Raw genomic sequence first — 14123 nt, 5'->3', positions numbered from 1 at the left:
ACGGAACCTCCCCGCGCGCGGCGCGCACGGCCCGCAGAGGCTCGCCCATGAGCAGCACAGGCACGACCGGCCACGAGGCCACCGGCCCGCGGGGGGCCCGGCACGGGCAGGAGACGGCGGACCGGCTGCTGCGGGCGGCGACGCGCTCCGGTGCGCAGCTGATCGCGGAGGCCGCGGCCCTGGTCCGCGGGTGGGCGGTGCTGGCCGACCCCATCGCCGGGGCCGTCTACAGCGCCCCCGCCGCCGCGGCCGCCGACGGTGTGCACGCGGCCGCCGCCCCGCTGGAACACCCGCACTGCGCGCAGCGCCCGGCCGCCGGGGCCGTGCTCGTCCTGGCCCCGGCGCCCACCGTGCCCCCGGGGCACACCGACCACGTCGCCACGACCACCGCGGCCCTCCTGGAGGTGCGCGGACAGCGGGCCGCGGAGCTGCGGGGCGAACAGATGCGGCTGCACACCACCCTCATCCGGCTGCTGCTCACCGGCCACACCGCCGCCGTCACCGAGACCCTCGGCGGGAGCCGACTCACGCACGCCACGGTCTACCGGCTCTCCGGCGCCGACGTCCCCACCGCCCACGAGGTGCTCTGGCGGGCCGTAGGCCCCTCCCTCGCCGCGCACGCCGACGCCTGCACCCTGATGGGCCGGACGAACGGCGAGCTGGTCGTCACCGAGCTCCACCGCGGCGGTGACGACGGGCGGATCCTGCGTCTGGTCTCCCGGCTCAGCGAGCGGCACCGCCTGCTCGCGGGCATGGCCGGGCCCCTGCCACTGGCCGAGATGCCCACCGCCCACAGCGACGCCGCCGCCGCCCGGCACAGCGCGACCCCCGATCGCCGTATCGTCCCCGCCGGCTCCGTGGGCGCCTCCCGGCTCGCCCATCTCCTGTCCCCCGCCCCGTACGCCCGGTGGGCGGGATCCGTGCTGCGGCCGCTGCCCCCGGCCCACCAGCACCTGCTCCTGGTGTGGCTCCGCACCGGCAGCAAGCCCCGCGCCGCCGCCGCGCTCGGCCTGTCGGCCGGCACCGTCCGGGCCCGGATACGCGACCTGTCGCGGCTGCTCGGCGCGGACCTGGAGGACGCCACCGTGCAGGCACATCTGCTGCTCGCCCTCCGCGCTCCCGCTCCCGGTCTCGGTGAGCCCGGCGACCCAGGCGACCTCGGCGACTGCCGAAGGGGCACCAGCGGCAGTCCACCCGATCTGCCTGGTCGGTCCGGCCCGTCCGGTCCATCCGGTCCATCCGGCCCATCCGGTCCGGACCGCCTGGACGCGCTGCCGGACGGTCTCCTGGACACCGAGGCGGTCCGGGCCTGGGCCGTCGGCCTGGTCGGCGGCCTGGAGCCGCACCTGCGGATCGCCCTGACCTGCTGGCTGCGCCACCGTGCCCGGACCGCCCCCGCCGCGGCCGAACTGCACGTCCACCGCACCACGCTGGCCGGCTGGCTCACCCAGTGCGCCGAGCACCTCTCACGGAACCTCGCCGACGCCACCGTGCGCGCCGAGGTCCACCTCGCGCTGAGGACCACCCGGAACGGTCCCGACGACCCGGCGGCCCTCCCCCGGCGCGGCGGCCGCACCTACCGCCGCCTGTGACCGGAATCGAGCGGCCGGCCGGCCTCAGGACGGCGCCTGGCCCGTCTCGAAGCGGCTGACGCGGTCGCCCTCGACCGTGAAGATCCAGCGGGTCCGCATCGTGCCCCAGGTGTCGTTGGTGTAGTCGACGACGAGGGTGCGGCCGTCGTCGGAGGCGTCCACGACCTTCATGCGGCCGTTGACCTTCGGGGAGAAGACCTCCTTCTCCGTCCAGGCCGCCAGGTCCCGTTCGCTGCCGTCGTCGGACATGGTGGCGTCCTCGGTGAGGACGTCGGTGAAGAAGGCGTCCCGGTCGCCCGCGTTCACCGCGGCGATGAACCTCTCCACCACCGGGTCGCTGATCGATGAGGTCATCGTGTTCCTCCTCGGCGCGTCCGGGAACGGGCGTCCCGGAGATCCTCACCGAGTCTCTGTCGGCACGCCCGCCACCGCATGTCGGGCGTGCCGGAACGCGCTCGGCGGGCGGCGCCGCACCCGGGCGAACGGTCCACCCCCGCAGGTCAGCACAGGCGCAACGGCGTCCCCCGCGTGTCCGGAAAGGCCATTGACGTACGCGCGGAGGTCACGAAGGATCACCGCGTGACGCACACCGAACAGCTCCCGCCCGCCGCCCGAACGACCCGCCCCGTCGCCCTGATCACCGGCGTCGGACGCAGCATCGGCATCGGCGCGGGCATCGCACGCCGCCTGGCGGCCTCCGGCTGGGACGTCGCCTTCACCTACTGGACGCCGTACGACCGCCGCATGGACTGGGGCGTCGAGCCCGGGGCCGCCACGTCCATCGCGAAGGAGCTGGCGGAGGAAGGGGCCCGTACGGCGGCGATCGAGGCGGACCTGTCCGACCCCGACGCGCCGACACGCATCTTCGACGAGGCGGAACAGCGCCTCGGCGCCCCGGTCACCGCGCTCGTCCTCTCGCACGCGGAGTCGGTGGACTCGGGGCTGCTGGACACCACCGTGGAGGCGTTCGACCGGCACTTCGCGGTGAATTCCCGGGCCAGTTGGCTGCTGATCCGCGAGTACGGGCTGCGCTTCCGCAGCGCGCCCGGCACCGCGACGGGCCGGATCGTCGCGCTCACCAGCGACCACACCGTGGGCAACCTTCCCTACGGGGCGAGCAAGGGCGCCCTGGACCGCATCACGCTGGCCGCCGCGCACGAGCTGGCCCACCTCGGGGTGACGGCGAACGTCGTCAACCCCGGCCCGGTGGACACCGGCTGGATGAACGACGAACTGCGCGAGACCCTGGTGCGGGGCACCCCGCTCGGCCGTCTCGGCACCCCGCAGGACACCGCCCACCTGGTGGAGTTCCTGTGCTCCCCCGAAGGCCAGTGGGTCAACGGCCAGTTGCTGAAGAGCAACGGCGGCGCGGCTTCCTAGGGCTCGTTCCGCGCCGCTGACCGGCGAGGGCGCGAACCGGCGCGTCGCGCCCGTGCGTCCGAGCCGGACGAAGCGTCTAATCTGGCGTGGTCCATGTAGTGCACAGGGGGTCGTATGCACAACGAAGACAGGGCAGACAGAGCGGACGGCGGGGCCGAGGATCCCGAGGACCGCCGGTCGGTCGACGACCCCCGGCAGCCGGACGCCGCGGCGCCGCGGGTATGGGCGGGCACGCAACCGCCGCACGGCGCTCCGCCCTCTCCCCGGACCGTGATCGACGGCCGCTACGAGCTGCTGGAGCCGATCGGCAGCGGCGGGATGGGCGAGGTCTGGAAGGCCCACGACCGGCGGCTGCGCCGCTTCGTCGCCGTGAAAGGGCTGCTCGACAAGAACGCCATGACCCCGGCCACGCAGACGGCGGCGCTGCAGCGGGCCCGGCGCGAGGCGGAGGCCATCGCCAAGATCGAGCACCAGAACGTGGTGACGGTCCACGACCAGGTCGAGAACGACAACCAGGTCTGGATCGTGATGAAGCTGCTCGAAGCGCGGTCCCTGGGGGACCTGCTGAGCGACGACGGCGTCCTCGCCGTGCCGAGGGCCGCGAACATCGGCCTCCAGATCCTCCAGGGCCTGCGAGCGGTCCACGCGGCATCGGTCGTCCACCGCGACGTGAAGCCGGGCAACGTCCTCGTCCGCGACGACGGCCTCGCGATCCTGGTGGACTTCGGCATCGCCACCTTCGAGGGCGCGGACCGGGTGACCCGGTCCGGAAGCGTCATCGGCACCCCCTCCTACCTCGCGCCCGAACTCTTCGCGCCCGCCTCCCCCGGCCCCACCCCCGCCTCCGACCTGTGGGCGCTGGGCATCACCCTGTACGAGATGGTCGAGGGCCGCGCGCCCTTCGCCGGGCACGAGGTCTGGGAGGTCCAGGAGAACATCCGGCAGTCCCCCGACCCGGCCCTCCGCTACGCGGGGCCCCTCGCCCCGGTCATCCAGGGGCTGTTGATCACCAATCCGCGGGAGCGCCTGGACGCCGCCGCGGCGGAGGCGATGCTCCGCGAGGTGCTCGGCGACCCCGCCGTGCCGAACGCGGCCCGGGCCGCCGCGGCGACGCACCCGCCGACGGCCGTCTCCCCACCGGACCCGTCGACGCCCGCACCGGTGCCCGCGCCCGGCCCCGCCGTCCCTCCGCCCGTACCGGCGCAGGCGATGCGCACCCCCTCGACCGCCTCTGCGGCGGCGGGCGGCCCGCCCGGCCGGTACCGGGGCTGGAAGGTGGCCGCGGCGGTGGTGTGCGTGGCGCTGCTGGCCGGCGCGGGCTGGGTGGTCTCCCAGGGCAACGGCGACAAGGACGGGGGCGGCGACCGGACGGGCTCGGTGCGGGGCCAGGGCGACTCCGGGGGTTCCGCCGGCAGCGGCTCCCAGGCACGGTGGAAGGACACCCATCCCACCCTGGAGATCGGCGTCAAGGACGACCAGCCCGGGCTGAGCAAGTTCGACAAGAAGACGCGTACGTACAAGGGTTACGACATCGACCTGGCGTACGCGATCGCCGAGAGCATGGGCTACGGCAAGGGCGAGGTCGCCTTCACCACAGTCGCCACCGACTACCGGAGCACCGCGCTGAAGACCAAGCAGGTGGACCTGGTCATCGCGTCGTACAGCATCACCGACGACCGCAAGACCGCCTCGCCCGACGGCTACAGCGTCGACTTCGCGGGCCCCTACTACCAGGCGAGCCGGGGCTTCCTGGTCCGTGAGAAGTCGAGCAAGTACACGATCGAGGACTCCAGCGATCTGCGGGCGCTCGACGTCGAGGTCTGCACGGCACGGGATTCGACGTACGAGAAGGCGCTGCCGAAGGAGGGCTTCACCATGGCGAAGTCGCAGCCCAACACCTATCAGGACTGCCTGGACAAGCTGCTGGACCCCAAGTCCGACGTGTACGCGGTCGCCTCCGACGACATCATTCTCGCCGGGTACGTCAAGGCCAACCCGGGCAAGGTGCGGCGGCTGGAGAACATCCGGGGCGCGGAGGGCTACGGCGTGGCGATGCGACCGAACACCCGGCCCCTGAAGCACGAGGTGTGCTCGGCGCTCCGGACGATCCTGGACGGCAGGATCTGGGAGGACCTGTACAAGGAGAACCTGTCCGGCCTGATGGGCGACAAGAACACACCGGGCCGACCGGACCTGACGGAGTGCAAGAACTTCTGAGACCTACGAGGCGCGTGGACGGGCCGTGACGGGCTCGGCGCTCGGGCTCAGCGCTCGGGGAACCGCTCCCCGCACCGGCTGCAGAAGACCGGCGCGGGGTCCTGAGACAGCCGCCCGCACTCCGGGCAGACCCGGTCCAGCATGCAGGGCCCCTCGCCGCCCTCGTACGCCCCGCCGGGCGGCTTGATCGCGAGGCCGGGGCGGCGGCGGTGGACGGTGAGATACACCAGCCCGCCGGGCCCCGCGGCGAGCGCGCGGCGGGACGTGCGGGGCAGCCAGAGGGCAGTCGCGGCCCTCAGCTCCAGGTCGGATCCGTCCGCCGCCGTCCTGACACTCCCCCCGCCCTCCAGCACGACCAGGAGGACATCGAGCACGTCCTCCTGATGCTCACCGACCTCGGCGCCCGGCGGCAGGCGCACCAGATTGGCGTCCAACTCCCGCCCCGTCTCGGCCAGATGCCACAGCGCTCCCCGTGCGTCCGGTTCGGCGGAGGCGAGCAGTTCGTCGAGGGCGGCGAGGATCCGGGGTGCGGCGTTCACGGTGTCCAGGCTACGCGGCGGCCGGGGTGGGCGCGCCGGCCGCCGCCACGCAGAACTCGTTCCCCTCCGGGTCGGCCATCACCACATGGTGTTCATCGACCTCCGCCAGCACGGACCCGCCGGCCGCCACCAGCCGCGCGGCCTCCTCCTGGATGCGGGCCCACCGCTCGGCGGGGGTGCCGTGCCCGGCGATCCGCACGTCGATGTGCAGCCGGTTCTTCGCGGTCTTCGGCTCGGGGACCTTGAGGATGGAGAGCCCGGGACCGACGCCGTCCGGATCGCAGAGCCACGCCCCGTCGTCCACCGTCTCGCCCTCCGGCAGCTCGAACTGGGCGAGCCACTCCTCCCGGGTCGCGAACGGCGGAGGCGGGGGCAGGTCCACGTAGCCCAGGGCCGACTTCCAGAAGGCGGCGAGGAGTTGGGCGTCGTCGGCGTCGAGGGTCAGATCGATACGAGCTGGGTTCATGGGCAGGACCGTACGGGAGGCGCCGGGCGGTCGCATCCAAGTAAAGTGGCCCACCGCCCATCCGCCGCAGCGAGGGGAACAACGCCGTGCACCGCGAACCGGACGACCCGTACCCGCCGATCGAACCGTACGGAAGCGGCATGCTGGACGTCGGCGACGGCAACCACGTGTACTGGGAGGTGTGCGGCAACCCGGACGGCAAGCCGGCCCTCGTGGTGCACGGCGGCCCCGGCTCCGGCTGCATGCCCCGCTCACGCCAGTACTTCGACCCGGACCGCTACCGGGTGGTCCTCTTCGACCAGCGGGGCTGCGGCCGCTCCACACCGCACGCGAGCGACCCGGTGACGGACATGTCGCACAACACGACCGCGCACCTGATCGCCGACATGGAACGCCTGCGGGAACACCTGGGTATCGACAAGTGGCTGCTGTACGGCGGCTCCTGGGGCTCGACCCTGATCCTGGCGTACGCCGAGGAGCACCCGGAGCGGGTCACGGAGGCGGTGATCCCCGCGGTGACGACGACCCGCCGGAGCGAGATCGACTGGCTCTACCGGGGCGTCGGCCAACTCTTCCCCGAGGCCTGGGACACCTTCCGCGCGGGCGTCCCCGAGACGAACGACCCGAGCGGCCTGGTCGCGGCGTACGCCCGCCGCATGGAGAGCGAGGACGCCGCCGTACGGGACAGGGCCACGGCCGACTGGTGCGCCTGGGAGGACGCGGTCGTCTCGATGGAGGCGAACCAGGGCCCGCCCCCGTACAGCAGTCGCCCGGACCGCGCCCAGCAGGCACTCGTCCGGATCTGCTCCCACTACTTCGCCCACGGAGCCTGGCTGGAGGAGGGCCGACTCCTCGCCCGCGCCCACCGCCTCATCGGCATCCCCGCCGTCCTGGTCCACGGCCGCTTCGACCTGGCGAGCCCCCTGATCACCGCCTGGGAACTCGCCCGCGCCTGGCCGGACGCGGAGCTGACGATCATCGACAACGCGGGCCACATGGGCGGCGCGGAGACCCGGCGGGCGGTGCTGGGGGCGCTGGACGGGTTCGCGGGAAGGGGCTGAAGCCTCGCTCGCCGCCGAGACGGCACGCCCGCGACGGCAGCTACGCCATGCGGCCGAGGTGTCATCGATCGGCCCCATGGGGACTCAGGACAGAGTGTTCACCACCCTGAGCGAAGAGGAGACCCCTCCCAGCAGAGAGCATCTCACCGTGTGCCCCCTGAAGAGGCGCACTCCGAACGCGACAAGGAAAAGCACGAGGAAGCCGGCAAGCAAAAACGCTGCCACCTTCCAGCCCACCACAAAATACGCTATCGACGCGACGGCAAGCCACACGACCAAAGAATACCGGCAACCCTTCAGGACCACCATTATCCCAACGACTTCCGGGCGATCCGGAACAGCCTTGTAGTTGTCGAAGCGGATGTGGTTCCTTGTCGCGCAGAATTCTCTCTTCATCGCCTCTTCAACCTCCGACCGCTGCGGCCGAATATTCGAGCATCCGGCCGCAGCAACCAAGCCTCGATCACCTCAGGTCACGCTACGGGAGAAAGCCTTTGTTATTCCAGAGCAGAGGAAGACCTCCCGACCTCGGACCCGACACAATACTGTTGATTCTCGCATGGCCACCCCTGACGGCCCACCGCGCATATTTCGTCGTCCCGCCATTGCGCGCTGCACCCACCATGCCTCGCCCGAAGACGGTCCCCAACGCCATCCCCTTCACTTCCGCCTTCGCCGTACGCGCCATGAACTGAGTGGCCCCCGCTCGCCTTTCCTCCTCCGTAGCGACAGCCATATGCCCGCCCATTCCGGCGACGAACAACGCTCCGGCACCCACGACGAACAGGCCCATTCCGCATGCGACCGAGGCTATACACGCCGCGGTACCGATCATCGCCGCGATCCCGATGAGCTTGTCGACGCCTTTATGCTTCCACCAGTCCACGTCCTTCCAGTTCTCCAGGTTTTCCGTCCATACCTCGTTCACCCCGTTGTCCCAGGCCGCCCTGAAGTTGCCCTTCATGATGTTGCCGAAAATGCCGTCCTTCTTGCGCTGCTCCGCCGCCGCGGCCCTGGCCCGGGCCTCGGCCGCCTTCTTCGCCTGCGCGTTGACGTCCGCCGTGTACTTGCGAGCGTGCTTGTCGTCGATCATGTAGTGGGCGGGGTTGGCGCGGTAGTTGTTGTACTTCTGCTGAGAGGCGGCATCCTTCTTGGGCGTCTGCTTCCACACCCATTTGCCGCTCTTCTTCGTGTACCCCGCCGTCATACCCCGGTCGTTGGCCCACCGCTCGTCGTTGTACGAGTTGCCGCCCACCGGACCGTCCGGGCGCAGGCCCGTCGGGTCGGATTTGGTGAGTGGGCTGTTGTGGGCGTAGCTGTAGGCGTTCATCTGCGCCGGGTCGTCGAAATCGATGACCGGGTCGACGGAGAGGAAGCGTCCAAGGACCGGGTCGTACTCCCGGGCGCCCAGGTGTGTGAGGCCCGTCGGGTCGTTCGTCCCGCCGACGAAGCCGCGGGAGCCGAAGACCGCCGACTGCTCGGACCGCAGCCCACCGAACGGCAGTTGCTTCCGGCGGGTCAGGGCGAGGGTGCCGACCGCCATGGCCGTCATCGCCGTGCCCTGGTGGTCGTTGATCAGGTAGGCGATGGCGTTGCCGTTGCGCACCGCGACGGTCTCGCCGTTGTGCGTGTAGTACCGCGTCCCGGTCTTGGCGCCGTTCGCCGCGAGGTTCACCTGGTCACCGTTCGGGAGGGTGAGGGTGCTGGACCCGTCGCCGTTCTTCGCGATGATGCGGTTGCCGTCGGCGTCGTAGGTGTAGCCGGTCTGCTTGCCGCCCTCGGTGAACGTCGCCAGGTGGCCCTCGGCGTCCCAGGTGAGGGACTGGACCGTGGAGCCGATGGTGCGCTTCGTCGTGTTCCCGGTCCTGTCGTATGCGAAGAGGCTCGTACGCCCGTTGTCCGGTCCGCCGGTGACGGAGGCCTGCTGCACCGCGTGCGGCCGGTCGCCGCCGGGGGCCGGCTGGGTGTAGTCGGTGACGGCGTCCGTCGTCCCGGCCGAGGTGGCGTGCTCGGTCTGCTTTACCCGGTTGCCGAGCTTGTCGTAGGCGTAGCTGTGCCAGTACGCGTCCGGTCCACCGACCGTTGAGGCGGAGGGAGCGGCCGCGCAGTCGGCCTTGGCCGTCCACGCCTCGGTCAGCCGGCCCAGCGGGTCGTTGGTGAAGCACTGGGTGTCGGTGGATACCTGGGTGTCCCCACCGGTCTTCGTCGTCACGCCGGTGACGTTGCCCGCGGGGTCGTACGCGTACGTGGTGTCGTCGACGACCTTGGGGGCGATGTCCTGGTCGGTGCCCTGCTGGACGACGCGACCGGTGAACTCGTCGTAGAGCCGCGTCGTCCGCGCCTTCTGGCCGGGCGTGGCGCCGAACTCCAGGCGTGTGGCCCGGGAGAAGACGTCGTACGTCGTGTTCGAGACCAGGGCGCCGCGCTGACCGCTGGTGCGGAACGGCTGATCGTCGCTGTTGTAGTTGGTGGTCACCCGCTCGGCCGGGATGTCGCCCACGGCCGGGTTGAGCGTCCACAGCAGAGCGCCGGTCTCGGGGTTGTATCCGTACGTCCAGGTGAAGGTGCCCGCGAGACCGCCGGCCGCGGCGGGAATCGTGGTGGTCGTGGACGTCGGCTGGTAGCGGTCGTCGAAGGAGTCGGTCGCCGTGGTGTACTCCGCGCCCCCGGCATAGCGTGTGCTGCTGGTCAGCTGCCCCTTGGCGAGCGTGTCGTAGGTCCACTTGGAGAGGGTCGTGCCGCCCTGCTTCACGGCGGTCCTGCGGCCCAGCACGTCGTACTCCGTGGTGAGCGCGATGCCGCGCTCGTCGGTCGTGGTGACCGGCTGCCCGAGGTTGTTGTAGGTCGTATCCGTGACGCCCTTGTCCGGGTCGTCGCTCCTGGTCTTCTGGCCCCGGTAGTCGAAGGTGTGGCTCCAGACGTTGCCGTCGGGGTCCTTGACCGTGCTCGGCTCGCCGTACTTGCCGTACGTGTAGGTCGTCTTCTGGGACGCCGTGCGCTCGGTGTTCGTGTACTGCAGAAGGTCGGTCGTACGCCCGCGGGCATCGGTCACCGTGGTGGTGGCCGTGCCGCCCTTCGGCGGGATGACGGTCGTGCGGTCGCCTTCGTGGACCGTCCTGGTCCGCCACTGCTCGTCGCCGAACTTCAGCGACACGGTGTCCGTGGCACGGCCGAGCCCGTCGAACCGGGTCTGCACCGACGCCGGCACGGTGTTCACCGCGGCCGAGGACAGCGTCGCCGACGGCGCTCCCTTCGCGTAGTAGGGGGCGTACGTCTGCCAGGCCCAGCCACGGGTGTCGTAGTGGGTCTCGGTCATGATCCGGTCCTGCGTGCCGGTGGCCGGAGCCTGCGTCTGCCGCTCGCGCAGCAGACCGTCGTACAGCGCGTAGGTGGTGTTGTAGTCGCCGTTCTGCTTCAGCGACCTGGTGACGACGGCGTTGGCTTCGGTCCTGGAGATGACGTAGCTGTACTCCGCCGAGGGCTTGTCCTCGTGGTCGGCCTTGGGCCGGCCCGGCTCCCACACCTTCAGCACCCGGCCGAGACCGTCGTGGACGGCGTCGGTGCGCTTTCCGTTGGCGTCCACCGCCGCGGTGACCACGCCGCGGACCGGGTCGTGCGTGGTCGTGGCCACGTGGTCCTTGGCGTTGGTCACGACGACCGTCGTCGGCGCCTTGAGGGTGGACGGGGTGTAATCGGTCCGCGTGGTGGCCTGCAGCGCGTCCGTCGAGGTCTTCTCGCGGCCGTGCTGGTCGTAGGTGTGGGTGGCCGTGGTGAGGTAGCCGGTGCCCTTGGCGTCCTGCTCGTCCAGCCGGGTCACGTCACCCCTGACCGGGGCGGTGCCCAGGCTGGTGGCGCCGTCGTAGTAGTGCCGCGCGGCCGAGATCAGGTCCGTGGGGAGGGACGGGGCGGTGCCGCAGGGCTTGGCGACGGTCTTCGTCTCGGAGACCGTGGTGAGGATGTTGAGCGATGCGTTGGGTGCGTACGTGGTGGTGGTGCACTCCTCGTCGCCCGTCTTCGCCGTGTCCCCGAGCGAGGACTCGGTCAGGGTCTGGCCCAGCGCGTCGAAGGTGCGCTCGGTGCGGGTGCTGCGCCAGCCGGCGCCCACGGCGGTGCGGGTCTGCTCGCTCTTGCCGGCCGTGGCGTACGCGTGGCGGGTGGGCAGGCCCTCGGTGCGGGTCTCGGTGGCGGTGGCGGCCGAGCGCCACGGTTCGTGGCTGGTGGTGGTTTCGAGCTTGCCGCCGTCCCCGTTGTACGTGGCCTCTTCGCGGGTCATCCCGGCGAAGGCCTCCCTGTCGGTGACGGAGATGCCTTCGTGGTCCTTGACCGCGGCCCCGTCGATGCCCCGGAAGTAGCGGTACTCCTTCAGGGTCCGTTTGTCGGGTGCGACGCCGCTGCGCACCTGGACGCGGCCGTACCCCTTGCGGTCGCCGTAGGTGAGGTGCTTGGCGTCGTTGAACTCGTCGTCCTTGGACTTGGCCCAGCCCATGCCGTCCAGGTAGGTGTAGTCGGTCTGCTTGGCGGGGGCCCCACCGGTCCTGTCGGTCTCCAGGACCTGGGTGACGACGTAGGTGTGGAACCAGTCGAGGTACGGCTCGTAGTTCGCCGCCGGAGCGTCCGGCGGCGACCACTTCACCGGGTAGCAGCGTCGCGTGTTCGAGGCCGGGGCGGGAACGCTGCCGGGCTTGCAGTCGGCCTCGGAGTAGGTGATGCCGATCGTTCCGCCGGTCTCGGTGTTGATGCCGTACACGCGGTAGCGCCACAGCGGCGGCAACGGGTCCGGTTCGCCGCCCGTGGTGGCTCCCTCCACCCGGTTCGGCATGGTCCTGCCCATGAACGTCACGGCGGGGAGGGTGACCGAGCCGGTGCCGCCGTGCCCGGTGCGCGTGATCGACGCCAGCCACAGTGCGGGAGAGCTGCCGTCACCCGTGGCGGGGAACTGATGGGTGAAGGCCCAGGTGTCCACCGGCTTGAAGGCGGTTCCGACGAGTACCGAAGTGTCGATCTTCGTCAGGCGCGTCCGGTTCCAGAAGGAAGGCGAATAACGGTCCTTGCACTCCGTGCCCGAGGCGCAGTAGCGGTCGAAGGGGACGTCGGGCCAGTTCTTCGCGTGCGCCTTGTCGAAGGTGCCGCAGTCGCTCAGGCAGCGCTCGCTGTTGGTGAAGTCGATCCTGGCGGCGGGCTGGGCGTAGAAGTTGCCGCCCCGCAGGCCGTACTCGATCCGCTTCAGGGCGCCGCCGCGGATGTACGGGGTCGCGGTGGACGCACCCGTATCGGGGTTGACGTTGCGGCCGTAGTGGTTGGTCTCCTTGTCCCAGTAGTACGTCATGGCGTCGCCGTGCGGGTCGATGACCGCGTCCAGGTTCCAGCGCCAGGCCTGCTGGCACCAGGCGTCCTTGAACGCCGCCGCGTAGCAGGGCTCGCCCGGCTGATTGCCGTAGACCGGCACCGTCCAGGTGGAGTGGGTCTCGTCCTTGCCGGCGGCCCAGCCCGACGGGCGGTTGTAGCCGAAGTAGTAGCGCGTGCCGTCCGGGGTCGTCACCCGCCAGTGTTCACCGTCGTCGTCGCCGTTGGCCCGTGCGGTGCCGGCCAGCTTCTCGACCTTCGTGCCGTCGTCGTTCTCCAGGTGCCACTTGCCCGTGGTGGAGTCCTTGATCAGGGTGTTGGACTGGCCGCCCAGGTTGATGACGGCGTTGTCCTTCTTCCAGCAGAGGTCGCCGACCTTGGCCGTGGTGGTGCTGTCCTTGGTGTCCTCGGAGCAGGAGATGTACTGGCGCTCGATGTAGCCCGGCTCCATGGACCAGCCGTCACCGACGGCGTTGGCCTGGTTGTTCGTCGAGGCGGTACGGCCGTCGATCGACTGCGAGGAGTAGCCCAGCTTCAGGTCCGGAACAGCGCTGCCCGCGACGGCGGGTGCGGAGATCGGGTACGTCCAGGAGAACGCGCCGTTGGAGCCGCCCGCGGACCATGACGCGGAGGGGGAGAGGGAAGTGGCCTTGAAGCTTCCCGACGGGCCCCCGGCCGCGGCGGTCGCGGCCAGCAGCACGGTGCCACCGGAGACGGCACGCGCACCCGACTTCGGCGCGACCGGGTCGGCGCCCGCGGCCCGGGAGGCAAAGGCCGTGGCAGCGGGCAGGTCGACGGCGGCCTCGACCGAGCCGGCCTTCACATCGTTGCTGGTGGGCAGGGACTTGCCGGTGGCGCAGCCCTTCTTGCCCGGAGTGTTCAGCGCACAGGCCGGAAGGGTCTTCAGCGTGAGCCGGGAGGCCCAGTCACCGCCGTAGGCGTTCCGGAAGTCCGTGTAGTCGACCTTGACGTCCACGGTGCCCTCGGCGCCTTCCGTGGGACGGAGGGCCAGCACGACGCCTTCGACGCCCAACGACTCGGTGGTGGCGCGGTCGAGGACCTGGACCTGGACCTTCCGCGGACCTGACTCCCGGGTCGCCCCGGGGGCGGACCTCCGCGACGGAGCCTTCGACGACTTCTCGGCCGCGGATACGGATGGGCTCACGCTGACGGGCAGTGAGCCGACCTCCACTCGCGCGCCGTTCTCGCGCAGGGTGGACGTCGCGGTACCGGCCTCGGGCCACATGACCTCGGGCTTCTTCCATGGACGCCGCGCGGTCTGGTCGGGCTTCGCCGCCCCCTTCCGCTCGACCTCGCCGGTCTCGACCGGGTCAGGCTTCCGCAGCCCCAGCAGGTCGAGTTCGGCGGCTGCCGCGATCGGCGCACCCAACAGTCCGGCGAACAGGATCGCGGCCAGCGTGGCCGCTACCGGTTGCGCCCGTCTTCTCCAACGTCCCGTGCTGACGCCCCCACCCGAAAACATGCGCAGAACTCCCCACCCATTGCCCAAAGGTCATAACTGAGC

The 14123-nt window shown here is 71.1% G+C and carries 9 protein-coding genes; 4 read left to right on the top strand and 5 right to left on the bottom strand.

The annotated features are described in order from the left end of the window. The first annotated feature begins 47 nt into the window (after positions 1-47). Positions 48-1592: a helix-turn-helix domain-containing protein gene (locus tag ACIRJT_RS00240; RefSeq protein WP_403902519.1), complete on the top strand. Its 1545-nt coding sequence runs from the start codon at positions 48-50 to the stop codon at positions 1590-1592. A 24-nt stretch (positions 1593-1616) separates the two neighbouring features. Here the strand turns inward: ACIRJT_RS00240 and ACIRJT_RS00235 are convergent, their stop codons facing one another. Further along, a complete protein-coding gene (locus tag ACIRJT_RS00235; RefSeq protein ID WP_403902517.1) occupies positions 1617-1946 on the bottom strand; it encodes a nuclear transport factor 2 family protein in 330 nt (109 codons plus the stop codon). Between the two features lie 225 nt (positions 1947-2171). Here ACIRJT_RS00235 and ACIRJT_RS00230 point away from each other — a divergent pair, with 225 nt between their 5' ends. Both ACIRJT_RS00230 and ACIRJT_RS00225 read left to right on the top strand, forming a co-directional pair. Next, the gene (locus ACIRJT_RS00230; protein ID WP_403902514.1) at positions 2172-2972 is read left to right on the top strand and encodes an SDR family oxidoreductase; all 801 of its coding nucleotides are present in this window, start codon (positions 2172-2174) and stop codon (positions 2970-2972) included. Positions 2973-3086: 114 nt separating this feature from the next. Then, a complete protein-coding gene (locus tag ACIRJT_RS00225) occupies positions 3087-5189 on the top strand; it encodes a serine/threonine-protein kinase (RefSeq protein WP_403902512.1) in 2103 nt (700 codons plus the stop codon). A gap of 47 nt (positions 5190-5236) precedes the next feature. Here the strand turns inward: ACIRJT_RS00225 and ACIRJT_RS00220 are convergent, their stop codons facing one another. Beyond that, entirely contained in the window at positions 5237-5728 is a 492-nt protein-coding gene (locus tag ACIRJT_RS00220; RefSeq protein WP_403902510.1) for a hypothetical protein, read from the bottom strand. Positions 5729-5738: 10 nt separating this feature from the next. Then, complete coding sequence (locus ACIRJT_RS00215; RefSeq protein ID WP_403902508.1) at positions 5739-6194, bottom strand: VOC family protein; 456 nt, start codon at positions 6192-6194, stop codon at positions 5739-5741. Between the two features lie 86 nt (positions 6195-6280). Between ACIRJT_RS00215 and pip the strand changes: the two genes are divergently transcribed. Next, the gene (pip, locus tag ACIRJT_RS00210) at positions 6281-7255 is read left to right on the top strand and encodes a prolyl aminopeptidase (RefSeq protein ID WP_403902505.1); all 975 of its coding nucleotides are present in this window, start codon (positions 6281-6283) and stop codon (positions 7253-7255) included. Positions 7256-7339: 84 nt separating this feature from the next. On the opposite strand, the gene ACIRJT_RS00205 is transcribed toward pip, so the two are convergent. Further along, positions 7340-7711, bottom strand: coding sequence for a hypothetical protein (locus ACIRJT_RS00205; RefSeq protein ID WP_403902503.1), 372 nt, complete (start codon positions 7709-7711; stop codon positions 7340-7342). Positions 7712-7733: 22 nt separating this feature from the next. Then, the gene (locus ACIRJT_RS00200; RefSeq protein ID WP_403902501.1) at positions 7734-14081 is read right to left on the bottom strand and encodes an RHS repeat domain-containing protein; all 6348 of its coding nucleotides are present in this window, start codon (positions 14079-14081) and stop codon (positions 7734-7736) included. Positions 14082-14123: the final 42 nt, after the last annotated feature.

Source organism: Streptomyces sp. NPDC102283 (genome assembly GCF_044766265.1).
Lineage (GTDB): Bacteria > Actinomycetota > Actinomycetes > Streptomycetales > Streptomycetaceae > Streptomyces.
This window is presented reverse-complemented; position numbering and strand designations above follow the sequence as displayed.

Excerpts from the sequence above, each read along its gene's own strand:
- ACIRJT_RS00215 (WP_403902508.1), bottom strand. The coding sequence starts at position 6,194 with ATGAACCCAGCTCGTATCGATCTGACCCTCGACGCCGACGACGCCCAA.
- ACIRJT_RS00235 (WP_403902517.1), bottom strand. The coding sequence starts at position 1,946 with ATGACCTCATCGATCAGCGACCCGGTGGTGGAGAGGTTCATCGCCGCG.
- ACIRJT_RS00240 (WP_403902519.1), top strand. The coding sequence starts at position 48 with ATGAGCAGCACAGGCACGACCGGCCACGAGGCCACCGGCCCGCGGGGG.
- ACIRJT_RS00225 (WP_403902512.1), top strand. The coding sequence starts at position 3,087 with ATGCACAACGAAGACAGGGCAGACAGAGCGGACGGCGGGGCCGAGGAT.
- ACIRJT_RS00200 (WP_403902501.1), bottom strand. The coding sequence starts at position 14,081 with ATGTTTTCGGGTGGGGGCGTCAGCACGGGACGTTGGAGAAGACGGGCG.